The organism is Spirulina subsalsa FACHB-351 (assembly GCF_026130165.1).
GTDB lineage: Bacteria > Cyanobacteriota > Cyanobacteriia > Cyanobacteriales > Spirulinaceae > Spirulina_A > Spirulina_A subsalsa_A.
In genome coordinates this window covers 1-23,858 of the sequence record NZ_JAIHOM010000042.1, presented here as the reverse complement: position 1 = coordinate 23,858, position 23,858 = coordinate 1, and the positions used below count along the sequence as shown (strand labels likewise).

Sequence of the window (23,858 nt, the reverse complement as noted above, 5' to 3'; positions counted from 1 at the left end):
GAATTGGTAGTCATTGGCTTCTGTGGGAGGACGATTCAGGAGTTCAAAGAAACTGCGAGGATATTGTTGAAAGATACGGTAAAAGATGCTGTCGGTTTTCATGGGTTTTTATCCTCTATACTCACCTATTTGTTGGATTAACTTGGCAATTAATCCTGTCCACCCGGTTTGATGACTGGCTCCAATGCCTGCGCCGTTGTCGCCGTGAAAATACTCGTAGAATAATAGGGAATTGTGCCATTGGGGGTCATATTGGAACTTGTTATTTCCTCCAAATACGGGACGACAACCGGAGGGATCATTGAGGAAGAGACGAAGGAGACGCTGGGAGAGGTCTTGGGACACTTGCCAGAGGTTCATCCATTGACCGGATGCGGTGGGACATTCGACTTGGAATTGATCTCCTAGATAGTGATGGAACTGTTGGAGTGCTTCGATAATTAGGAAATTTAGGGGGAGCCAAATGGGACCGCGCCAGTTGGAATTGCCGCCAAATAAGGCGCTGGTGGATTCGGCCGGTTCATAACTCACGCGATATTCTTCGTCTCCTACCCAAAAACTATAGGGGTGATCTTGGTGGTAACGAGAGAGGGAACGAATGCCGTAGGGACTGAGAAATTCGTTTTCGTCGAGGAGTTGGTTGAGGATGCGTCTGAGTTTGTCTTCGGGGACTAGGCGATCGCGTGTGGCATAACATAAGGCTAACATTCGCCGTGCTTTCTCCCCGGAGGTTTCCATACAAGCTACATTGCGCTTGAGATCGGGACGATGACGAATAAACCACTCTAAACGCGCTTTAAAGCGGGGAAATTGTTCTAATAGGTCGGGTTCAAGGGTGGTAATGGCAAAGAGGGGAATTAACCCCACCATGGAGCGAATTTTAAGGGGGATGCGTTCTCCGTTGGGGAGGTTGAGAACATCAAAAAAGAATCCCTCTTCATTGTCCCAGAGTTGGGTTTTATCTGGGCCGATGTGGTTGAGTGCATCGGCAATATAGAGGAAGTGTTCAAAGAATTTGGTGGCCATGTCTTCATAGACTGGGTTTTCCCGGGCTAATTCTAAGGCGATCGCCAACATATTTAAACAATACATGGCCATCCAACTGGTACTATCCGCTTGTTCTAAATGGCCTCCGGTGGGGAGTTGCGCACTACGGTCAAACACCCCGATATTATCTAAGCCTAAAAACCCCCCCTCAAAGACGTTCTTTCCTTCGGTATCCTTGCGATTCACCCACCAGGTGAAGTTTAACAGGAGTTTTTGAAAGACTCGTTCGAGAAAAATGCGATCGCCTTTTCCGCTATATTTCTTTTCAATCTTGTACACCCGCCAAGTCGCCCAAGCTTGCACCGGAGGGTTAACATCATTAAAATTCCACTCATAGGCGGGAATTTGGCCGTTAGGGTGCATATACCATTCCCGCGTCATTAAATCCAGTTGATGTTTCGCCAAGTCCGGATCAATCAAGGCTAAGGGGATACAATGAAACGCCAAATCCCACGCCGCAAACCAAGGATATTCCCACTTATCCGGCATAGAAATAATATCATTACTGTCCAGATGAATCCATTGCCCATTGCGAATCAATTCCCGTTCTGGCGCAGGATAGGGCATTGTTTCATCCCCTTTTAACCATTGAGCAACGTTATAGCTATAATACTGTTTATTCCACAACAAACCCGCAAAAGCTTGTCGTTGAATTGCCCGTTGTTCTACAGTTAAAGACTGGGGAGCAAGTTGATCATAAAACTCATTAGCTTCTCGTTGTCGTGTGTTAAAAATGCGCTCAAATTCCTCTCCAAACGGTTGGGCAATATCACGATTTTTAGCCAGCCTCAATTGAATGACTTTGCGACTCCCTCCCACTAAATCCATAAAGTAATGGGGGGCGGCTTTTGTCCCTATTTTATGGGGATTAACGGCTTCTTTTTGGCGATTTACCACATAATTATTAATTCCATCTTTCACATACTCACCCTCATTGGGAACATGAAAGAGTCGGTCTAAATTAGTTTCATTATCAGTAAATAAAACGCAGGTGTTGCCTTGACTGTATAAACAATAATCTCCCAATTGCGGATGATAGGCGACAATTTTGCGAAAGTCATTGGTACTAGAAACTTGCTCTAGTTTAGGTTTTTCAACGCCTCCTTTCCATGACCAAGTATTGCGAAACCAGAGAGTCGGTAAAACGTGCAGAGTTGCCTCTTCTGACCCGCGATTATCCACCGTAATTTTAATTAAAATATCTTCGGGAGATGCCTTAGCATATTCCACACACACATCAAAGTAGCGATTTTCTGAAAATATCCCCGTGTCGAGTAATTCAAACTCCATCCCCTCCCGTCCCCGATGAGCATTTTCTGTGACTAAATGACTGTAGGGAAAGGAGTGTTGAGGATATTTATAGAGAAATTTCATGTAAGCATGAGTGGGGATGTTGTCAAGATAAAAGTAATATTCTTTAACATCTTCCCCATGATTGCCTTCCGTACCTGTGAGGCCAAAAAGACGCTCTTTCAAAATGGGATCTTGACCATTCCAGAGTGCGATCGCAAAACAGAGCAATTGGTGATCATCACTAATTCCCCCGAGGCCATCTTCCCCCCAACGATAGGCGCGAGAACGGGCTTGATCATGGCTAAAATAGTCCCAAGCTTGTCCATCGTGGCTATAATCTTCCCGTACCGTTCCCCACTGTCGTTCACTTAAATAGGGTCCCCATTTTTTCCAAGGAATATTTTGTTCTTGTATTTCCTGTAAGCGACGTTGTTCTGTATTCATTTTTTTTAAAGCCCTTGTAATAAAGTTTGTAGTTGCCCTTGGGCGCTGCCAGTATTTGCCAGTTGGGTACAGCAAAGCGCGAAACCCAACAAAACAGTAACCAGAAATCTAAGTGATTTGTAGGTTGGGTGTAGCGGAGCGCGAAACCCAACAACGCACCCATTAACCCTAGCCAACGCTTCCGGTATTTCATCTCAACTCAGAAATGCTGTTGAGTTAACCCCCCCAAAAGAAACAATTTGCAGGCTAGTTTTCCACCCAAAACAGCAAACTAAAAAATAGTTGGCCAGTAGAATTTAGTCCCAACCATCTCCAATAGTTGGCAGAAGTGACAAAGCGTTTTAGTTTGAAATTGTGGGTCGCAGGAGAAGAGATGCTAGGTTACAGTGTTATGCCCCAGCCTTGATTTTAAAGCTGTTGGCACCTCCAAAGCATTCACCTTGTAATCTTCTTAACAAAAATGGCTAGATCAAGCCTTAATTCTCACTCCTCGTTTCTCGTTCCTCCCCGAACACCTGCCGCCATGCTGCCACAGTACCCGCCCCAATTTCCACATCATAACTCGCTCGTCGTCTGCCACTGTCTGGGTCTTGAAATTCGAGACGAATCGTCATATTTCCTCGGGGTGCATTAGCTAAAGCGGCCGCCAAATCTGGGGGAACTTCCCCCCCACTGTACTCATAGGCCTCGCCATTGATGCGAAAATGAATCACATCCGGGGAAATATCCCGATGACTCCAATGTTGCACACGCTGATAATCCGTGTAGGGGATATAACGACTGTAGCGGTGTCCTGTGCGGCGATTGTAAAAATAACGGCGACGGTAACGAGTGCGGGGAACCAAACTTTCTCCAGTGACCCAAAAATTGCGTACCGTCAGACGAATGCCGGAACGACTCCATTGGCTGACAAAATGACCATTGAGGCCACCAATTCGGTCATGACGATCATTGACATGGAAACCATCAAACTCATTGTAGAGGGGAGTAGACCAGTCCGTGCGGGTGTTGTAGGTGATGGGTGCGGGATCCACGGCCCAAGCGGGTGAGATGGCGATCGCACTCATGACCACCCCCAGCAGCGTCGAGAAAGAGTTCCGAGTCCAGAAAGATTTCATAACTCACCGGAGACAACAAAAGGACAAGACCAAACAGCCTAGACGATTTCCCCCCCCGAAAAGTTCCCTCACGCCCAATTCCCTCCGTCCTCTAGAATGGATCAATGTGCCTTGATCCAGAACACATCAAAGCGCACCCCTTGGGATTATTCCGCAACCATACCATTGGAAAAATTGGAGGACAGAAAGCTTGGCTACCCGTGTCATTATTGTCCGTCATGGACAAAGTACTTATAATGCCCAACAACGCATTCAAGGGCGTTGTGATGAATCCGTTTTAACCGAAAAAGGTCGTCAAGACGCGCTCAAAGTTGCCCAAGCATTACAGGGAGTCCAACTAGATGCCATCTATCATAGTCCTTTGCAACGAGCCACACAAACCGCCCAAACCATCGCCTCTGCCCTCGAAAATCCCCCCGCGCTGCAAAGTTCCCCCCATTTATTAGAGATTGACCTCCCCCACTGGGAAGGCCTCCACAAAAGCGAAATGGGAGTAAAAGATCCCGACGGATACCGTTGTTGGAAAGAGCGCCCCCACGAATTTTTTATGACCCTCTCCACCCCCCAAGGAGAACATAAACACTACCCCGTTCTCTCCCTCCACGAACAAGCCCAAACCTTCTGGAAAACCCTCCTATCCCAACACTCGGGAAAAACCCTGCTCATCGTTGCTCATAACGGCATCAATCGCTGTTTACTCATGAGCGCCATTGGTATCCCCCCCGCTCGTTATCACACCATCCAGCAGTCTAACTGTGCCATTAACGTCCTCAACTTCACAGGCAACTGGGGGGACACCGTACAACTGGAATCCTTAAATCAAGTCTCTCACATGGGGATTACCCTACCCTCCCCGCGTCCCCCACACAATAAACTCCGTCTGCTCCTTGTGCGTCACGGAGAAACAGAATGGAATCGCGTTTCTCGTTTCCAAGGCACTCGGGACATTCCCCTAAATGAAAAAGGCAAATTACAAGCTCAACAAGCGGCCGATTATCTCAAAGACGTTCATTTAGATTTTGCCGTGAGTAGTCCCATGTTACGCCCCAAAGAAACGGCAGAGATTATTCTACAATATCATTCTAATATTGCCCTAGAAACCCATCCCCAACTCGAAGAAATTGGACATGGTTTATGGGAAGGAAAATATGAGTCGGAAATTGAGGCAGAATTCCCCGGAATGCTCAATGAGTGGAAAACTAGCCCAGAAACGGTACAGATGCCAGAAGGGGAAAACTTACAACAAGTTTGGGATCGGGCGATTGTCGCATGGCAAGAAATTATTGAAAAGGCTTGTCAATCTCCTGAACCTCAAGTGGGTTTAGTTGTGGCGCATGATGCCATTAACAAGGTAATTTTGTGTTATTTATTAGGGTTAGAACCGAAAAATTTCTGGAATATTAAACAGGGGAATGGTGCGGTGAGTGTGATTGATTATCCCAAAGGTGCGGGAGGTTTACCTGTTTTACAAACCATTAACCTCACGACGTATTTAGGTTCAGGAATTCTAGATAAAACCGCCGCCGGAGCCTTATAGTTTGGAGTAAAAACCCCGTAGGTTGGGTGGAGCGACAGCGAAACCCAACAACTCGCTTTAGATGTCTCCTAATATCCCATTTCAGCGAGTGATCAGCAAAATAATACCTATCCTCCCAACTACTTTTACATCCGTGCCGGGTTCAAGATCATGACTAATCGATGATTCAAACAGTTGGGCAGGATAAAAAGAGCCTTGAAACTGGATTCTTCCCTTTTGGGTGGGGGTGACGGGCGTAGTGAGTACACCGGGGAGGGGAGTCGAAAAGAATTGGGGTTTACTGATCAGAAAGCGATGATTCATAATAGTTTTCCTAAGTTTTTACAAGGGTTTTAATCGTTTTGCCAATGTTCTTAGGGGATTAAATCAGCAATGCGATCGCGCAGTAAGTATTCGTGAAGGGTTAAGTCAACAGAGTATCAATAGGGTGTTTGTGGATCACTTTGCCCTGTTGCACTAAGGTCTGGGCAAAAGAGAGAAAAAAGGGGCGGGTGAGAATGCCCACCCACGGATTGATGGACTACTGAGCCATCGTGCTATGATCGAAGCTAGATTTTCAACACGGTGCTAGCGTGTTATTTTTTCTTTTTGTCTTGAGCCATTTTCAGGGCTTCAATGGCACTGCTTTCGCTGTTGCCACGACCGATATTCCCTTTGGAGTCTTGGGCGTAGTGGCCGCCATAGATGCTTTTGCCAGTGTGAACGTTTTCAGTAGCCATAATGGTTTTTCTCCTATTTGAGAGAGGTGTACTTAAGAGGTTGTCCTCTATGTCTTTAGTTTGGCAACTACATCTGAAAAACAGGTTGGAGGTTTGTGGAATTTTGTTCATGGGGCTTTGTGGGAGTTTTGTGGGAGTTTTGTGGGTTTAATCTGACCGGGGTGAGTTATGGATGTTGAAACCGCTCTAAAATTTGTCGAAAGGTTGCTCATCAAGAAGTTAGCGAAAAAGTTAACTGATGATGAGAAGGCAATTATTAAAGGAACTTGGGAAGATTTAAAATTAGATCAAATACGGGGTAAATATAATCTGCAAAATTACGCCGATGTTAGGTCAACAGCGAGCAAGCTGTGGCACAATATTTCTCAAGTCGTTGAACCCCCAACTAAGGTTACTAAACGGGGACTGAAAGGAATCATTGAACAACAATGGTTATTGCAAGCAGAGCAGTCTGAAAAAAGAGAAATCATTGTTGATGATCGTCCCCCAGATTTGAAGGATTCTGATTTTGTAGGTCAAACCGAATATGCCAGAGCAAAACTCAACACAGCACCTTATCAAAACCTACCACCTCAACATAATGCGTTTATTGGTCGAGAAGAACAACTTTGTCAATTAATGCGATTTTTATCCGCAGATCATCCTGCTAATATTCTCCAAGTTGATGGAATTGCAGGAGTTGGCAAAACTGCTCTCGTTCTTGAAGCTGCATATCGCTGTTTGGATTATAGAGAACGAGTTAAATCTTCAAGACTCTTGGAGCAAGAAACCAATTTAAAGTGTGATATTCCATTCTTTGAAGTCTTAATTTTTGTTTCCGCCAAAAATTATCATCTTCTGCCTAATAGCAGTTATGTGAGACGATTAATTATCACAAGGACCCTTCAGGATATTTATAGAACAATTGCCCGAGTGCTAGATGACTCAACACTCTCAAATATTGATTCAAATAATTGTCGAACAGATTATTTTTCAGAGATAACGAATAAAATATCGGATGCTTTAAAGACAAAAAATAGAGTTTTAATGATTGTGGATAACTTAGAAACACTTGAAGACCGAGACAAAGTGTTGTCATTTTTATTTGAATTACCTATAAAATCGATTATTACGACTCGTGAGCAATGTGGTTTTAAATCCATACGTCTTGACTCTCTTTCTGATCAAGAAAGTAATCTTTTGATTGAGCAACAACTCAGAGAAAAAGCTATTGACTTAACAAAAGAACAGAAAGATGAGCTTCATCAAATTACCGGAGGAATTCCAATGGTGATTATTTGGAGTATCGGACGTTTAGCACAAGGGAGTTCTTTACAAACTATTCAAGATGATCTAAGAAATCCCGAAGGCGACATCGCAGAGTTTAGTTTTAAAACATCGTTGCGTGATATTAAAAATACTCTAGCTTATAAACTACTAATCACTCTTAGTGTATTTAAGCAAGCACCTAATTGGGAAAGCGTTGTTGCTGTTGCAGGATTAGAAACAGAACCGGAAGGTAGAATCCGTCGAGAAATGGAGACATTACAGAGACTCTCTCTCGTTCGCTATCACAATGGACGTTACAAAATGTTGCCATTGACCAGAGAGTATGCCTTAGCAGAATTACAAAAATATAAAGAGTTCAAGAGTCAGGTGTTAGAGCGTTGGGTTCAGTGGTACATTGATTTTGCAAAAAGAGAACATAATCGCCCTCGATTAGAAAGATTTACAATTGGCTATAAAAATATAGAGGAGGAATGGGAAAATTTAGTCAGCGTTTTACATTTTTGCAAAGATGAAAATCATTATGAATATCTCAAAGAACTCTGGTCATATTTGAATAATTATACAAACTTAAGGGGATATTGGAAAGACAGGTTATCTTGGTTAAATCACTTGACTGATGTTGCTATTACTAAGGGAGATTTTGGGACTGCTGTTAGTACAATGTCTCGGCAAGCAAGAATCTTACTCTTAATGGGACAACCTGAGCAATTACAAAGAGCCAAGGAGTTATTGCTCAAGGCTTGGTCTTGGTGTGGATACGCTAATTTCTCCGAAGTCGATTATGTGTTAAATCATCTTGCTGGACTTTTCTTGCGATTAGGAGAGTATGATTCATCTCATAAATGGCTTAATAAAGAACAAGATAATCTAAATTCTCAACATGATTTAAGTGACCAACATAGGTTAAGATATCAAATTTATATTGACCGCGAGCGGTCTGAAGTTCTTTTTTATCAAAAAGAATACGCTCTATCAAAAGAATTATGTAATTCTGTGATAGAAAAATCTAGTCAGGTTAATCCAGAGTATGGATTGCGCAATAGTAACTATGCTAAAAAAATCTTGGCTGATATTGCAATCGAGGAAAATGACATAGATATGGCTGAAGACTTATTAAAAGAGGTATATGCTGAGGTTGAGCATCATAAGGATAAGAGAAGAATTGCTTATTGTCTTGTATCCCAAGCGAAACTTGAACAAATAAAGGGGAATCTCGGTCAAGCCAAAAGTTATCTATCTCAAGCATCTAATCACTTTAAAGATTTAGGTATGACGCGGGATCTAGAAAAGATAAAAATTTTGCAATTAAGCTTTTAATTTCAAGGCTATATTAATCCCTTTGTAGCCTTGTTCCGTATTCCCACTTCTAATCTCAACTTTTACATTTCACTATTATCAACTTGCCTTAACCTATCAAGCTATGGGAGACACCCCCAACAGCCAAGACTATTTCAACAAATCCATTGCCCTCTAGGGAAAAATCGATGCCCCCAAACAAATTGAACGAATTCAAAACTCTATGAACAAGAACACAAAAAATAATGATTAATAGGCCGTATCGTCAGAGATTTATGAGGAACTTATGAAAATCAAATATGACCCCGAAGTGGATGTTCTGCGAATTACCCTGAAGGACGTAGACATTGAAGAAAGCGACGAAGAAACCCCCGGAATTATTTTAGACCTCGACTCTAACCAAAATGTTGTAGGAATCGAAATTCTTCAAGCCTCCCAACGGATTGATAACCCCCAGGCTATTGAATATATGATTGCTCAGAGAAAACCTTAGAAACCGGGTTTCTTTTACCTCCTTCTTTTCCCTCACTCCCTCCCAGAAACCCGGTTTCTTGTACAGGCTAAAGAATGTTGGAGGAATTCTTGAAAATCAAATATGATCCCGTTATGACATATTTAAATGTTGGCTTTGGGCGGTGAGTTGTTGGGTTTCGCTGTCGCTGCACCCAACCTACGGGGAAGCTATGGGGGTTTTTGTTGGGTTTCGCTGTCGCTGCACCCAACCTACGGGGAAGCTACGGGGGTTTTTGTTGGGTTTTGATAATTGATTGTGGATTAAAGCGGAGGGAGAATGGCTGCATTCCCCCGACATTAATCATTTTGTCAAGAAACCTTAACAATCGCTGAAGTTGTTGCGGAATATGAAGTACATCGACCTTTTTTGTATTTTGTAGCAAGCTAAAACCTGCTTAAAAAGGTCAGATCGGCGATTGACTGCTCAATAATGTGTTACAATCTGTAAGGAAAATGTAAGTACAATGTAGAAAACCTACTGTTTTACAAGCTAACACTATGTTGAGTAACCAAGAATCCTTCATGTTTTTACTGACTCAGAACATCGCCCGTAAAGTAGACGGACTCACCGACAGCGTGAGTCAATTTAGAAGTTATGTCTCCAATGCCGCAACGATTATGTTGGAGATTCTCGCGGAAGTGGAAGATAATCTAGAAGCCTCGTAATATCTTGTAGACTACCATCGGGGATTGTCTTGTCCTTACCCAGTCCAGTCATCACCAATGGCACAATAAAAGGGATCTTGTGAAAAGGTGCGTTATGGTGCAACTGACTTGGTTTGACAATAACTCGTGGTTAATTGAATTAGGGGGAAAGCGTGTTTTAGTTGATCCTTGGTTAGTGGGATCTCTAGTTTTTGGTAATGCGCCTTGGTTTTTTAAAGGGGAACGCTCTACTCTACTGCCGATTCCCGAGGAAATTGATTTGATTCTGCTTTCTCAAGGTTTAGACGATCACGCTCATCTCCCTACCTTGCAACACCTTAATCGTTCAATTCCGGTGGCTGCATCACCCAATGGGGCGAAGGTGGTGGAGGGGTTAGGTTATGAAAGGGTGACGGTTTTGGGACATGGTGATTCTATCTCACTGGGCGATAGTTTAGAAATCACAGCTTTTCCGGGTGCGCCTATTGGTCCCCTGTTGACTGAAAATGGCTATGTTTTGCAGGATTTAACTACCGGGACAAGTTTATATTATGAACCCCACGGTTATCATTCTCCCCAGTTACAACGGTTTGCACCCATCGATATTTTAATCATTCCTCTGCTTTCTTTAACTTTGCCTGTGGTGGGGGCTTTTGTGCGGGGGCAAGAGGTGGCGTTAGATATTATTAAGCAGTTGCAGCCCCAAGTCGTGATTCCCACTACTGCCGGAGAACACGAACCCACTACAGAATATAGTGGGGTTTTGGGGTCTTTGGTGCAAGTGGAGGGGACAATGGAGAAATTACGAACAGCTTTAGAGGAGTTGAAACTGAGTAGTCGGATTATGCCGTTAATTCCGGGGAATGCTGTCTCTATTGATGTTCAGCCTAGGTCTGTTTCCCTGTCTTAATTCCCATTTCCTGTTTCTCTTTTTAATCTGTTAATCCATGACTGTTTCATCATCTCAAGGTCCTTCTAGTAGCTTGTGGGGAGATGCTTGGCAACGCTTCCGACGGGATAAAATGGCCGTTTTGGGTGCGATCGCCTTATCCCTCATGATCCTCGCCATCCTCATTGGGCCGTGGCTTTATCCCATCTCCCCCACGGCCATTGATTTTGGTCAATCTTTGACCCCCCCCAACTTAAAACACCCCTTCGGCACCAATGATCTCGGACAGGACCAACTAGCGCGCATCCTCCAAGGCGGCCGCATTTCCCTTTCTGTGGGCGTTGCCGCCATGATGGTAGCCATTAGCTTGGGAACCTTCATTGGGGCGCTGTCGGGCTTTTATGGGGGCATTATTGGGGGGGGATTGATGCGTTTAACGGATTTGTTCTTATCGTTACCTCAACTGCCCCTCTTGTTATTAGTGGTTTATCTATTTCGGGATACCATGAGAGCGATCGCCGGACCCGAAGCGGGAATCTTTATCCTCATCATCCTTGTGATTGGCGGCCTCAATTGGATGTCCGTCGCTCGTTTAGTGCGGGCTAACTTCCTCCAACTGCGTGAAATGGATTTTGTTTTGGCCGCCAAGGCCATCGGCGCTCGTCCCCGTCGTCTCATTTGGGTGCATATTCTCCCCAATGTCATCAGCGTGATGATTGTTGCCGCCACCTTAGCCGTCGGCACCGCCATTATTACCGAATCTACCCTAAGTTTCTTAGGATTAGGATTCCCCCCCGATGTTCCCACTTGGGGGCGGATGTTATACGATGCCCAAAATTATCTGATGCAAGCCCCCCACATGGCTCTCTTTCCCGGTCTAGCCATTTTCCTCACCGTCTTGAGTATTAACTACATTGGGGATGGTCTACGGGATGCCTTAGACCCCAAAACCAGACGCTGAGACTCGCAACTGGACTATGTTTTGAAAAATTAAGAGGTCACCGATGTCGTTACCAACTGTCAATAAAGACAGCGACTACAACGAACTCCTCACACTAAGGGGTTTTCCCCCAAAAGTAATTTGGATTCGTCGCGGTAACTGCTCCACCACAGATATTGAGTCAATCCTACGCACCCACGCGACCGATATTCAAACCCTAATCCGTGACCCCAACCTAGGTATCTTGACCCTCTACTAGCAAAGGTTTTAATTAAAATGGAGCTAAGGAGATTCGAACTCCTGACCCCTGCAATGCCATTGCAGTGCTCTACCAACTGAGCTATAACCCCGTTCAGTGCATTATTGATAATAGCTAAACTAAAAAGCTTTTGTCAAGCGATTGCCCAAAATTTTTTCTAAGTTTTCTTAAAGTGCTTTAATAATAGCCCATCGCTCCCGTTTGGGTGAGGTAGGTGAGGCAATGGTTCATCATAAAGTAAACTACGAGCAAACCCGCAGCACATAAAGAAACTAGCGTTCCGGCTAGCATGAGAGAAAATTCCTGTTGCTCAACAGCCTCCTGCATCAGGTGGAGGGACCAGGCCACCAGTGCAACGTCAAAGATTAGAATAGGAATCAACATATTTTACGTTTTGTAAACTTTTCTCTATTCTAGTATACAAAATCTGAGAGATTGGGTCATCTCTCAGAAACTTTCAGTTCTTTTAACAAATGGGTCTAAGCCTAAATACTTAGCGGCGCATAGGGATTTGATGCTCAACGAGGTAGTCTTTAATCTCTGAGATAGTCAATTGGCCGTAGTGGAGCAAAGAGGCGAGTAGTGCCGCTTCTGCCCTCCCTTCCGTGACGGCCTCATAAATGTGGTGAGTATTGCCAGCCCCTCCCGAGGCAATGACAGGAATTTCCACCGAATCGGCAATAGTCCGCGTCAGTTCGAGATCATAGCCAGCTTGAGTCCCGTCGGCATCCATACTCGTGACCAATAATTCCCCGGCCCCTCGTTGTTCAACTTCTTTGGCCCAGGCGATCGCATCAATGCCCGTATTTTCCCGTCCCCCGCGCACATACACATCCCAGCCTGACTCATTTTCGCCCTTGCGTCGTCGGGCATCAATAGCCACCACAATACACTGATTGCCAAAACGATCGGCCGCTTGATTAATAAAATCAGGATTCCGCACGGCCGCCGAGTTGATACTCACTTTATCAGCCCCAGCCCGTAACAAATTTTTAATATTTTCTAAGGAATTAATCCCACCCCCCACGGTAAGGGGAATAAAAACTTGTTCAGCCGTGCGATAGACCACATCCACCATAGTATCGCGGGCTTCGTGGGTGGCGGTAATATCCAAAAACACCAACTCATCAGCCCCCGCGTCATTATAGGCCCGGGCTAACTCCACAGGATCCCCAGCATCCTGAAGATTGACAAAATTAATCCCCTTGACCACACGGCCTGCATTCACATCTAAGCAAGGTAAAATCCGTTTCGCTAGCATAAATGATTTCCCTACAATGTTTTACATAACAGTTTCACATAATGAGGGTATCGGGAATAGGGAATAGAGAGGGTGTAGAGTTGACATGAATTCCCCCTACTGCAACTCCCGACTCTTCCCTCTTGCCTCTCACCCATTCCCTACCCCCATATCCTGATATGCGTTTATCTCTGAGTGCCTACCTGCGTTTTTTGCGTCGTTTTATCCCCCAAGCGGTGACGGAGGAACGTTTAAACATTTTCCAGAGTGAATTAGCTTCAGAGGCCAGTTGGACGACTAATTATGTGGTGTTGATTATTAGTTCCTGTGCGATCGCCACCTTTGGCCTTCTCAGTAACAGTGCGGCCGTGATCATTGGGGCGATGTTGATTGCTCCCCTCATGTTACCCCTGCGAGGATTAGCCTTTTCTGCCCTAGAGGGAGACGTTCCCCTGTTTCGGAAATCCGTCATTGCTATTGTGGGAGGAACTCTACTGGCCATTCTCTTCTCTTGGTTTCTCGGGGCTATTGTCCCCATTGCCGGGTTTGGTTCCGAATTTCAAGCCCGCATTAGACCGGATATTGTAGATTTGGGGATTGCTTTAGCGGCCGGGGGAATTAGTGGTTTTGCCAAGGTGCGTAAGGGAGTGAGTGATGCTGTGGCCGGGACTGCGATCGCCGTTGCCCTAATGCCGCCCTTATGTGTAGTTGGTTTAGCCTTATCTGCCGGGCTTTGGGATTCAGCAATGGGGGCATTCTTACTCTATGCGACCAACTTATTGGGCATTACCCTAGCTTGTATGTTGGTATTCATCATAGCTGGATATGCTCAAGTGAGTCACTCCATCACCTGGGCAATTCTCTCAGCCGTGTTTTTAGTCATTCCCCTAGGCACCAATTTCCTTGAATTAGTCCAGAAATCTCGCTTAGAAAGCGTAGTGCGGACGTTGTTATTGCGTCAAACCATCACCATTGGGCAGGAAGATGTCACCCTAATTGATACCCGCATCGATTGGTCTACGAGGGTCCCGATTGTTTATTTGAACCTACAAGCAGCCATAGATATTACACCTAAACAGGTGCTAGAGGTGGAACGGTTTGTCAGTCAACAAGTAGGTCGAGAATTGAAGTTTGTTCTCTTTGTCAGTCAGGGAAAAACCGTAACAGCAGATGGGGTTAACTTAAACATGACTATTCCCCTTCAGGTAGATCGTTTGTTCATGCGAGAATTACGCCCCTCTCCTGAAACCAATCCCGTTCCTTCCCCCATTCCCCCAGATTTAGATAGTATTGAAAAACCCCCCAAAGAAAATCAAGAGAATCCATGAGGGCTGTATAACATGATTGATCAAGGGATGCTCGAAAAGTTAAAGGAACTGGCGGATAAACACGAGATTCCGTTGAGATTACTTTTAGAAGCGCTGGAATTAGAACAGGAAAAGGTCATGCTACAAAATCGTCGGATTGTGCCTAAATTGCGCAAACTAATTGAATCTTATATATAGCGGGTCTATCTGGATCGCGAATGGACTAGGCACTAGCTTCGGATATAATTTTGATGACCGTGGTTCGCTTACTATACCGTTCTCGACTCCAATCAAAACCCATCCTCTTTAAAAGTTAGCTGGGGGAGGAAAACAGAGGGCTGCCAGAATACCTAAGATAAGGGCAATCGTCCAAAAATATTGGCGGAAATATTGCCAGATTTGATCGCCTTGATTTCGATGCGGTTTTGTCATAAAATTTAGGGGTAAAATGGGGGGTGTTCTTTAACTGAACTGAAACGGTGATTTCTTTCCATTTTGATCCTTCCCCTTTAAGTTCAACGGAAAAAGGCGATCGCATCCTGAAACTCTCCGTCGTCTCTTCCCCCATCCTCGGGGCTTATTTCTTCTCCCACGTTGATCTGTCCTCCCCCTTTGCTTGTCCTCTGCGGGAGTTCACAGGCATCCCCTGCCCCGGATGTGGACTCACTCGTTCTTTAATGGCGATCGCGCAAGGTCATCTTTACCAATCCCTCTCCTACCATATTCTAGGGGTTTTCCTCTTCGTTTTTCTCGTCCTTGCCCTGCTCTACTTCAGCACCGAACTGATTAAAGGACACCCCCTCAAAATCTCACTCAGTGGCCCCTTGCGTCGCCATAAACCCCCCTTTCTCCCCTTTTTAGGTCTTTTCCTTCTCAGCTACTACCTCACCCGTTTAGCCCTACTATGGCAGTCCGATCAACTCCTCCCCGCTCTCTTAAACTCTCCCTTGGGTCAGTATTTTTGATGTTAATTGCCCCATTCAAATCATGGTGAGTCCCGCTATAGGGAACTTAGTATTTTTAGCCTCTCACCTCAAATCAAAACTATAATCCTAAAAACGGTGTGAAACAGGAGGGATGATCCATGGAATTAGGAAAACCCGATGTAGCCTTATTCCTGCGTTATTTGGGGGGAGGGGGAGCAGAAAGAGTCATGTTAAATCTGGCGCGAGGATTACTAGATGAAGGCTTAAAAGTAGACCTTGTTTTAGGGCAAGCGTGGGGGCCACATTTAGAGAAAATACCCTCAGAAATTCGGGTGATTAATTTAGATTCTGCTCAAGCTTGGCAGATTGTTTTTGCCTTAAGAAAATATCTGCAAACTGAACAACCTAAAGCCCTCTTATCTGCCCTACATTATGCCAATGAAATAGCCATCTGGGCGAAACGATTGGGGGGCATCTCGACTAGAATTATTGTTTCTGAACATAATACCTTTTCCCAAGCTATTCAACAGACAAGCCGATCCAAGCAGTTGTTATTACCTTGGTTTGTGCGTTATTTTTATCCTTGGGCAGATAGTATCGTTGCTGTGTCGAAAGGAGCGGCTGAGGATTTAGCCCAGAGTACGGGTTTAATGGGTGATTTTCCCATCCAAACCATTTATAACCCCGTCATCACCCCAGAATTGCGGCAGAAAGCGCAAGAACCCCTTGATCATCCTTGGTTTCAACCCGGAGAACCCCCCGTAATTTTAGGAGTTGGGAAACTGGAAACCCAGAAAGATTTTCCCACCCTCATTAAAGCCTTTGCTCAAGTGCGTCAAACCCAAGCAGCACGGTTAGTTATCCTAGGATGGGGGCCCGATCGCGATCGCCTCGAAACCCTCATTCAAGACCTCAATTTAAGCCAAGATGTCGCCTTATTAGGCTATATCGATAATCCCTACCCCTATATGGCACAGGCCGCCGTCTTTGTGTTATCGTCCCGCTGGGAAGGTTTACCGACTGTATTAATTGAAGCCATGACTGTTGGCACCCCCGTTATTTCTACCAACTGTAAAAGCGGTGCGGCTGAAATTCTCGCAGATGGACAATATGGTTGTCTCGTTCCCATTGGGGATAGTACAACAATGGCCCAAGCTATCTTACAAATCCTAGCCGGGAACAGTCCAAAAATTGACCCAGCTTGGTTAGAACAATTTAGCCAAACCCGAGCAACCCAAGAATATTTAAAAATTTTACTTCCTCAATCTTGAACGTTAAATCTAACTTTATTAACCATGAATCCCAAGGTTTCAATTATTATCCCCGTCTATAACGCAGAAAACTATATTATCCAGTGTCTAGAATCTGCGCTCAATCAAACCGAGCAAAATATTGAAATTATTGTAATTGATGATGCCTCAACTGACCAAACTTTAAACCTTGTAGAGAACTACACAGATCCTCGTTTAAAGATTATAAAGAATGAGGTTAACCGAGGGGCAGGATATTGTCGAAATCAAGGCATCAAAGCCGCCCAAGGAGACTGGATTGTTCCCTTAGATTCTGATGATTGGTATGCACCAGAACGGATTGAGAAATTATGGCAAGTTGCCCAAACTGAAAAAGCGGATCTCGTTGCCGATGATTTATATTTTATTCAAGACGAAAAGTATGATCCCAATGTAACTTTATTCTCTGTGGCGAGAGCAGAATTTAGTCAACCGCGAAAAATTGATATTCTAACCTTTATTGATCTCAATCGAAAACCCGGAAAAATAAGTCCTCATTTAGGGTTAACAAAACCTTTAATCAAGCGCTCCTTTTTAGTCCAAAATTCCTTAGCTTATGAAGACAAAGTAACCCCCATAGAGGACTTTCTTCTTTATACCCTGTGTTTATTAAAAGGAGCGCGTTTTGTCGTAATTCCAGAAGCCTACTATTATTATCGTCGCTCACGCCCCGGTTCAGCTTCAACGTTCCGTAAAGTCAAAATATTAAACCAATTTTGTGCAGTGAATCGTTATTTACTAGAGCAGGATTCAGTTCAATCGAATCCTGCCCTAAAAACATTAGTTAACCAGTATTTAAAAGAAGTTCAACAAGAGAAAGATTATTACACCATCATCCAACCCCTTAAAGAACAGGGATGTTGGAAAACATTCCTCAAAACTTTGAGCAATTTTAAATTACTGACCTTAACCTTGAAACAGATTCCCTATATCCTCAAGCGTCGTTTTTCTAACGTTTAGGGAGTGGGAGAAAAAAGGACTCTAGGCAATCCGCCACTCCCAACAAAGCACAAGAAATAGGCAAAATTAACCGCCACTAATTTTGGCACGATATCCCATCTCTGTTAAGAGTGCGAGGAGTTTCTGCTTATGATCCCCTTGGATTTCTAGGGTGTTTTCCTTCACCGTGCCACCTGTTCCGCACTTAGTCTTGAGTTCTTTGAGCAGATCCGCTAAAGTGGTGGCCTTACACTGAAACCCACTGATCACCGTCACCGTTTTTCCTTTGCGTCCCTTGCGAGAGGCTTGAATGAATAAGTTTTGCTGGTGGGAGGGTAAATCAGGGCGTTCTGTGTTAAGGGTGCTTGGCGGGGGATTCCCGCTAGTAGATCCAAATTCTTGGTAAACGATCCGTTTTTTTGCGGACATATCAAGATTTTCCGTGAATATTAAGTATTTAATTCCTCTGGCAAAAGCCATTATTAGGCGATCGCACCCACAAAATTAGGGGAACTCTAAGCTACTATTATACCTAGACGGAAATGCTGTCAGTCCCCCTGAATCCGGAAACATGGTGTGTCCTGTAACAGTTCTTAGGTCTTAACAGAGTTGTAGTCAATGGCATGAAAATCCACAGAAGTTTAACCCGGCCGTGTTTTGTGCATCTCCTAACCCTAGTGTGACAGCCGTAACCTGCGAGTTAGCCCAACATGACTGATTCCTCCACTCAATCCCCCAAAGGGAATATTTTAGTTGTTGACGATACGGCAGCTAACTTGCGGCTGTTAGTCGATATGTTAAGTCGTTCGGGTTATCGTGTCCGCCCTGCACTCAACGGAAAACTCGCCATTTTAGGCGCCCAGGCCAAACCCCCCGATGTGATTTTACTGGATATTATGATGCCGGAGATGGACGGTTATGAGGTCTGTCAACGCTTAAAAGCCGACCCCAAAACCCAAGATGTTCCGGTGATTTTCCTGAGTGCCTTAAATGACAGTTTAGACAAAGTGAAAGCCTTTGCCGCCGGGGGAGTGGATTACATTACCAAGCCCTTTCAACAGGAAGAAGTGATCGCCCGGATTGAAAATCAATTGCGAGTGCGTCATCTTTCCCAACAAATTATTAGCCAAAATCAGGAGTTAGAGCGCTTTAGTCAAAGTTTAAAGGAACTGCAACGGATTAATTCTCAAAGCTATGAGTCCTTTGAAGCCTTGTGTCAGGATTATTTAGCCACAGGCTGTAATATTCTGGAGTTGACCACAGGGGTCATCAGTCGGGTGCGGGGTCAAGCCTGTGAGTTAATCTCCCGTTACAATCGAGAAGGAGAACTTCCACCCGACCCGATTTTATCCTCTCTCAGTCAGTCCTCCTGTGCCTTAGTTGTTGACCAAAAAACCACGATTCTCCAGTCAACCCGAGAAAACTTGGAAGAGGGAGAGAATCCCGGGCAAAATCCCCCCTATTTCTACCTCGCTACTCCCATCTGGGTCAATGGGGTGATTTATGCCACCCTCGCCTTTTCCTCCCCCGAGGAGCGCATTTACTCCCAACAGGACATTGAAATTGTGGAGTTGATGGCGCAAAGTTTGGGCAAAATCATCAAGTCCCACGAATTAGAGTTACAGCGTCAACAGGCGGAAGAGGAAGTTAAGCTTCTATTAACCATTAGTCAAGCCATTAGTGACGCACATTCTTTTGAGAAAGCCCTAGAAATTGCCCTGAATCAAGTGTGCGAAAAAACGGGCTGGATTTATGGGGAAGCTTGGGTAGAAAGTGACGACCATACCGCCCTAGAATGTCGTTGTACTTGGGTTCGTCGTCATTTGCCGGAGGAGTTAGCGGCGGCGTTAGGGCGATTACAAGACTACAGTCAAGCCCTGTTATTATTGCCCGAGGACGAAATTCCGGGGCAGATTTGGCAGTCTAAACAATCTCAATGGGTGACGGATGTTTCCCTGTTGGAAAATGATACTTTTTTGCGCTTAGAGTTAGCGAAAGAGGGGGGCTTAAGGGCGGCCTTTGGGGTGCCGATTTTAAATTCTGAGAATCGAGTCTTAGCAGCCCTGATCTTTTTTATGGTGGAAGCGCGGGAACAGGATGAGCGCTTGTGTCAGTTGGTGAAGGGAGTGGCCGCCCAGTTAGGGCAGGTAATTCAACAAAAACAAACCGAGGCCGAGTTACGGGGTATTTTCGCGGCCATGACGGATCAGGTGTTATTGTACGACCGGGCGGGGGTCTGTTTGAAAGTGGCCCCGACTAAAAGCCAAAGTTTGACCCATCCTCCGGATTGGTTGCCGGGGAAAACGGTGCGGGATATTTTCCCCAAGGACATTGCCGATTTAATGTTAGACACCCTGCATCGGGTGTTAGATGAGCAGGAAGCGGCGACGATTGAGTATTGCTTAGAACAACCTCACCGGGAAGCTGAAACTCTAGACTCTTCGCCTCTTGCCCCGTCCTCTTTCCTTCTGTCCCAAGACCTCTGGCTTTCGGCGACTATCTCGCCCCTGAGTGAGGATATTGTGATTGTCGTGGCTCGGGATGTGAGCGATCGCAAAGCTACCGAGGCCGCCCTCCAACAAAGTGAACAACGCTATCGGGAAATGGTGGAAGCCCAAAAAGATGTCCTAGTTTGTCGCTGGAAACCAGACACGACTCTCACCTTCGTCAATCAATCCTATGCCAACTATCAAAATTCTACCCCAGACCACTTGATTGGCAGCAAATTTGTGGACTTCCTCGACGAAAGCAGTCGTCAGGAGTTTAGCCCCTATCTAGAGTCCTTATTAACCCATCTTCGTCCTGATACCCATACCAATCAAATGCGTTCAGGAAGTGGTCAATCCCACTGGTTTAGCTGGACTGACCAGCCCATTTTTGACCAAAACGGCCACTTTATTGAGTTTCAATCCTTTGGGGTGGATATTACCGCCCAGAAACAACGGGAACAAGCCTTACAACTCATTGCCCAAGGGACGGCCGTCACCACCGGAAACGAGTTTTTCCGCTCCTGTGCGCGTTCCCTCGCTCAACTGATGCAGGTGCGTTATGCCATGATTACTCAAGTCGCCAATCCTGAACGGACTCGGGTGAAAACCTTGGCGTTTTGGTTAGGGGAGGATTTTGGGGAAGATTTCGAGTATGACTTAATAGACACCCCTTGTCAGTTGGTCATGGAGGGCTATATTGCCTATCATCCCGAGAATGTACAGGACGAATTCCCCAATGATTTGGATTTAGTGGATCTGCAAGCCCAAAGTTATTTAGGTATTCCCTTAAAAACCAAGGAAGGGGTCGTCATTGGTAATTTAGCCATTTTGGATGTGAAACCCCTGCAACGTCAACGGGAACAGGAGTTAATTTTAGAAATCTTTGCCGCTCGTGCTGGGGCGGAGTTAGAACGGAAACGGGCCGAGGAACGACTGCAACAACGGGCCGCTACGGATAATTTATTGAGTAATATTGCCCGGGCGTTTATTGACCAGGGGTTAAACGTGGCCATTGAATTTACCTTAGATGCGATCGCCACCTTTACCCAAAGCGATCGCAGTTTGCTCTTCCGCTTCGACAGCACCACCAGTCAATACAGCCTTTCCGCTCAATATATTGGTCCCGACATCGCCCCCTTTGCCACAGAAGATCCCCATCTAACTGGATTGTTTGTCTTACTAGAATCCCTGCTCATTGAGCAAGATTTGTTAGTTATTGGCGATCGCCATCATCTCCCCTTTGACGCAGCCCTCGAACAACAAGCCTTAGAACAAGCCAACTTAAACTCTATTCTCATTGTCCCGATGGTCTATGGTGGAGTCAGTGGAGCCGTCGCCTTAGCCAATGTCCAACGCCCCAAAACCTGGACCGACGATGATCAACAACTCCTCAAATTTGTGGGGGAACTCATTGCCATTTCCCAAGCCAAACACGACGCAGAAGAAGCCTTACAAGAAAGCGAAAGTCAGTATCGCACCCTTTACAATAACACCCCCGCCCTCCTCCATTCCTGTGATGCTAACCTACGCATTATTAGCGTCAGTGACTATTGGTTAGAATTCACGGGCTACCAACGGGAAGAAGTGATCGGCAAAATGTTTGTTGATTTCATGACCAGCACCTCCCGCAGTTATGCCCTAGAAGCCGGAATACCCAGCTTTTTAAAAATCGGTAAAGCCAAAGATGTTCCCTACCAACTGCGCAAAAAAAACGGCGACATTGTAGATATTTTACTTTCCGAAATTATCGAACATCATGCCAGTGGAAGGGTGAAACAATCCCTCGCCGTCCTGATTGATGTCACCGAACGGAAACGAGCCGAGGCCGCCCTCCGTTTAGCTCAACAACAATCAGAACGATTACTCTTAAATATTTTGCCCCATCGCATTGCAGATAAACTCAAACGAGATTCAGGATCCATTGCGGATCAGTTTGAATCTGTGACGATTATTTTCGCTGATTTAGTTGGATTTACTCCCCTTTCGGCGAAAATGTCCGCGACGGAAATTGTGAACCTGCTCAATCAAGTATTTTCCCTCTTTGATAAACTGGCAGACTGGCATGGTTTAGAAAAAATTAAGACCATTGGGGATGCTTATATGGCCGTGGGAGGTTTACCCATTCCTCGGGAAGATCACGCGGAATCGGTGGTTGATTTTGCCCTTGATATTCAGAATGCTATTGGTAGTTTTCAACTGGAGAATGGGGACCATTTAAGTTTGCGGATTGGCATTAATACCGGCCCCGTAGTGGCTGGGGTGATTGGTATTAAGAAGTTTATTTATGATTTATGGGGGGATACAGTGAATGTCGCCTCCCGCATGGAATCTCAAGGCAAACCGGGTCAAATTCAAGTGACCAAAGAAACCTATGAACGCTTGAAAGATCGGTATTTATTCGCAGAACGCGGAGCAATTGATGTAAAAGGTCGCGGCATGATGACGACTTATTGGCTATTAGGTCGTAAGGTGGATTAACTATGGATTTTCCCCTGATTCGGCAACTCAAACACCTCAGCCAACACCCCCACGCGCCCTTTTATGCCCCCGGTCATAAATTGGGACGGGGGATGAGTGCGCCCTTAGTAGACTTATTGGGAGAGAAGGCAGGACAGGCAGATTTCCCTGAGTTGCCCGAGGTGGGGAATTTGTTTGGGACGACAGGGGGCATCGCCGAAGCCCAACGCCTGGCCGCCCAGACCTTTGGGGCAGAGGAAACCTTTTTTTTGGTTAATGGGTCCACCGGGGGCATTTTAGCGGCGATTTTAGCCACTTGTGGGGAAGGAGAACGCCTGCTGCTCCCCCGCAATGTTCATCAGTCTGCCCTCCATGGTTTAATCCTCTCAGGGGCAATGCCTGTATTTATCCAGCCGGAGTATGACCCCCAGCGAGATCTAGCCTATGGGGTCACTCCTGAAGCCGTAGAAGGGGCATTAAGGCAGTATTCCGATATCAAAGCCGTTTTAGTGGTCTATCCCACCTATCAGGGCATTGGGGGGGATTTGGAAGCGATCGCCAACATCACCCACAAATACGGCATTCCCCTCATAGTCGATGAAGCCCACGGCGCCCATTTTGCCTTTCATCCCGACTTACCCCCCTCCGCCTTATCCCTCGGGGCGGATCTCACCATTCAATCCACCCACAAAGTCTTAGGGGCCTTCAGTCAAGCCTCAATGCTCCATATCCAAGGCCCACGCCTTGACCGCCCCCGTTTACGCCATGCCTTGAGATTAGTCCAGTCTACCAGTCCCAATTCCCTACTCTTAGCCTCCTTAGACAGTGCCACCTCTCAGATGGCCAAGGAGGGGGAAGCCCTATTAACCAAAACCCTAGCCTTAGCCGCCCAAGCAGAGGCTCAAATCGCCACCTTGCCCGGTCTAAACGGTTTAGAATGGCCAATTGTTCCCCATCCGGGTTATCAATGGCGCGATCGCACCCGTTTAACCATCTTCCTCCATCACCTCGCCCTCAGTGGCTTTGAGGCCGACGAAATCCTACAAAACCGAGGCATTACCCCAGAATTACCCCTCGAAAACTCCCTCACCTTTATCCTCACCTTCGGCAACACCCCCGAGGACATTGAGGCCTTAATCTCCGGTCTACATCATTTAAGCACCACCTTCCCCCCCCAAAACCCCTCCCCCACCCAGATTTTCCCCTCACCCCTCCCTCCCCCCCGTCTCACCCCCCGTCAAG

Annotated in this window: 22 protein-coding genes, 1 tRNA gene and 1 pseudogene; 14 read left to right on the top strand and 10 right to left on the bottom strand. The window is 45.6% G+C overall.

The genetic code is table 11. The annotated features are described in order from the left end of the window. The 3 genes from K4A83_RS10335 to K4A83_RS10325 form a co-directional block, all read right to left on the bottom strand. The coding region (locus tag K4A83_RS10335; RefSeq protein ID WP_265264459.1) for an Rpn family recombination-promoting nuclease/putative transposase at positions 1–102 on the bottom strand (102 nt) is incomplete at its 3' end. Between the two features lie 6 nt (positions 103–108). Continuing rightward, entirely contained in the window at positions 109–2,784 is a 2,676-nt protein-coding gene (locus tag K4A83_RS10330; RefSeq protein WP_265264444.1) for an MGH1-like glycoside hydrolase domain-containing protein, read from the bottom strand. A gap of 476 nt (positions 2,785–3,260) precedes the next feature. Further along, a complete protein-coding gene (locus K4A83_RS10325) occupies positions 3,261–3,902 on the bottom strand; it encodes a hypothetical protein (RefSeq protein WP_265264443.1) in 642 nt (213 codons plus the stop codon). 190 nt (positions 3,903–4,092) lie between these two features. Between K4A83_RS10325 and K4A83_RS10320 the strand changes: the two genes are divergently transcribed. Beyond that, complete coding sequence (locus K4A83_RS10320; RefSeq protein ID WP_265264442.1) at positions 4,093–5,439, top strand: histidine phosphatase family protein; 1,347 nt, start codon at positions 4,093–4,095, stop codon at positions 5,437–5,439. Between the two features lie 81 nt (positions 5,440–5,520). Here K4A83_RS10320 and K4A83_RS10315 read toward each other — a convergent pair whose 3' ends face one another. Both K4A83_RS10315 and K4A83_RS10310 read right to left on the bottom strand, forming a co-directional pair. After that, the gene (locus tag K4A83_RS10315; protein WP_265264441.1) at positions 5,521–5,742 is read right to left on the bottom strand and encodes an NfeD family protein; all 222 of its coding nucleotides are present in this window, start codon (positions 5,740–5,742) and stop codon (positions 5,521–5,523) included. Positions 5,743–6,014: 272 nt separating this feature from the next. Next, positions 6,015–6,158, bottom strand: a complete 144-nt coding sequence (locus K4A83_RS10310; RefSeq protein WP_265264440.1) for a hypothetical protein — start codon at positions 6,156–6,158, stop codon at positions 6,015–6,017. Positions 6,159–6,326: 168 nt separating this feature from the next. Here K4A83_RS10310 and K4A83_RS10305 point away from each other — a divergent pair, with 168 nt between their 5' ends. The 6 genes and pseudogenes from K4A83_RS10305 to K4A83_RS10280 form a co-directional block, all read left to right on the top strand. After that, on the top strand, positions 6,327–8,744 hold the full coding sequence (locus K4A83_RS10305) for a tetratricopeptide repeat protein (protein WP_265264439.1): 2,418 nt from the start codon (positions 6,327–6,329) through the stop codon (positions 8,742–8,744). 265 nt (positions 8,745–9,009) lie between these two features. After that, a complete protein-coding gene (locus K4A83_RS10300) occupies positions 9,010–9,216 on the top strand; it encodes a DUF2283 domain-containing protein (protein ID WP_265264438.1) in 207 nt (68 codons plus the stop codon). 518 nt (positions 9,217–9,734) lie between these two features. Then, on the top strand, positions 9,735–9,902 hold the full coding sequence (locus K4A83_RS10295) for a hypothetical protein (protein WP_265264437.1): 168 nt from the start codon (positions 9,735–9,737) through the stop codon (positions 9,900–9,902). 94 nt (positions 9,903–9,996) lie between these two features. Further along, complete coding sequence (locus K4A83_RS10290; protein WP_265264436.1) at positions 9,997–10,791, top strand: MBL fold metallo-hydrolase; 795 nt, start codon at positions 9,997–9,999, stop codon at positions 10,789–10,791. 37 nt (positions 10,792–10,828) lie between these two features. After that, positions 10,829–11,731 (top strand): ABC transporter permease, encoded by a 903-nt coding sequence (locus K4A83_RS10285; RefSeq protein WP_265264435.1) that lies wholly within the window; start codon positions 10,829–10,831, stop codon positions 11,729–11,731. Between the two features lie 58 nt (positions 11,732–11,789). Continuing rightward, a pseudogene (locus K4A83_RS10280) lies at positions 11,790–11,969 on the top strand (DUF5615 family PIN-like protein); the annotation flags it as partial. 18 nt (positions 11,970–11,987) lie between these two features. Here the strand turns inward: K4A83_RS10280 and K4A83_RS10275 are convergent. The 3 genes from K4A83_RS10275 to hisF all read right to left on the bottom strand — a co-directional run bounded on the left by K4A83_RS10275 (position 11,988) and on the right by hisF (position 13,230). Further along, positions 11,988–12,060: transfer RNA gene (locus K4A83_RS10275), tRNA-Ala, on the bottom strand. An 86-nt stretch (positions 12,061–12,146) separates the two neighbouring features. Then, the gene (locus K4A83_RS10270; RefSeq protein WP_265264433.1) at positions 12,147–12,353 is read right to left on the bottom strand and encodes a hypothetical protein; all 207 of its coding nucleotides are present in this window, start codon (positions 12,351–12,353) and stop codon (positions 12,147–12,149) included. A gap of 109 nt (positions 12,354–12,462) precedes the next feature. Beyond that, positions 12,463–13,230 carry an imidazole glycerol phosphate synthase subunit HisF gene (gene hisF / locus K4A83_RS10265; RefSeq protein ID WP_265264432.1) on the bottom strand — a complete coding sequence of 256 codons (768 nt, stop codon included), beginning with the start codon at positions 13,228–13,230 and terminating at the stop codon, positions 12,463–12,465. Between the two features lie 158 nt (positions 13,231–13,388). Here hisF and K4A83_RS10260 point away from each other — a divergent pair, with 158 nt between their 5' ends. Together K4A83_RS10260 and K4A83_RS10255 are read left to right on the top strand one after the other, a co-directional pair. Beyond that, the gene (locus K4A83_RS10260; RefSeq protein WP_265264431.1) at positions 13,389–14,537 is read left to right on the top strand and encodes a DUF389 domain-containing protein; all 1,149 of its coding nucleotides are present in this window, start codon (positions 13,389–13,391) and stop codon (positions 14,535–14,537) included. 27 nt (positions 14,538–14,564) lie between these two features. After that, positions 14,565–14,714 (top strand): hypothetical protein, encoded by a 150-nt coding sequence (locus K4A83_RS10255; protein WP_265264429.1) that lies wholly within the window; start codon positions 14,565–14,567, stop codon positions 14,712–14,714. A 108-nt stretch (positions 14,715–14,822) separates the two neighbouring features. Here K4A83_RS10255 and K4A83_RS10250 read toward each other — a convergent pair whose 3' ends face one another. Then, a complete protein-coding gene (locus K4A83_RS10250) occupies positions 14,823–14,948 on the bottom strand; it encodes a hypothetical protein (RefSeq protein WP_265264427.1) in 126 nt (41 codons plus the stop codon). Between the two features lie 47 nt (positions 14,949–14,995). On the opposite strand from K4A83_RS10250, the gene K4A83_RS10245 reads away from it, so the two are divergent. From K4A83_RS10245 to K4A83_RS10235, 3 genes are all read left to right on the top strand, one after another. Continuing rightward, a complete protein-coding gene (locus tag K4A83_RS10245) occupies positions 14,996–15,481 on the top strand; it encodes a DUF2752 domain-containing protein (protein WP_265264425.1) in 486 nt (161 codons plus the stop codon). A 119-nt stretch (positions 15,482–15,600) separates the two neighbouring features. Then, positions 15,601–16,713: a glycosyltransferase gene (locus tag K4A83_RS10240; protein WP_265264423.1), complete on the top strand. Its 1,113-nt coding sequence runs from the start codon at positions 15,601–15,603 to the stop codon at positions 16,711–16,713. A gap of 24 nt (positions 16,714–16,737) precedes the next feature. Continuing rightward, positions 16,738–17,691, top strand: coding sequence for a glycosyltransferase family 2 protein (locus K4A83_RS10235; protein ID WP_265264422.1), 954 nt, complete (start codon positions 16,738–16,740; stop codon positions 17,689–17,691). A 66-nt stretch (positions 17,692–17,757) separates the two neighbouring features. On the opposite strand, the gene K4A83_RS10230 is transcribed toward K4A83_RS10235, so the two are convergent. Then, positions 17,758–18,099, bottom strand: coding sequence for a translation initiation factor (locus K4A83_RS10230; protein ID WP_265264420.1), 342 nt, complete (start codon positions 18,097–18,099; stop codon positions 17,758–17,760). 281 nt (positions 18,100–18,380) lie between these two features. Here K4A83_RS10230 and K4A83_RS10225 point away from each other — a divergent pair, with 281 nt between their 5' ends. Both K4A83_RS10225 and K4A83_RS10220 read left to right on the top strand, forming a co-directional pair. Next, the gene (locus K4A83_RS10225) at positions 18,381–22,637 is read left to right on the top strand and encodes an adenylate/guanylate cyclase domain-containing protein (RefSeq protein ID WP_265264418.1); all 4,257 of its coding nucleotides are present in this window, start codon (positions 18,381–18,383) and stop codon (positions 22,635–22,637) included. A gap of 2 nt (positions 22,638–22,639) precedes the next feature. Next, positions 22,640–23,858, top strand: a 1,219-nt coding sequence (locus tag K4A83_RS10220; protein WP_265264417.1) for an aminotransferase class I/II-fold pyridoxal phosphate-dependent enzyme, incomplete at its 3' end; no start/stop codon positions are given.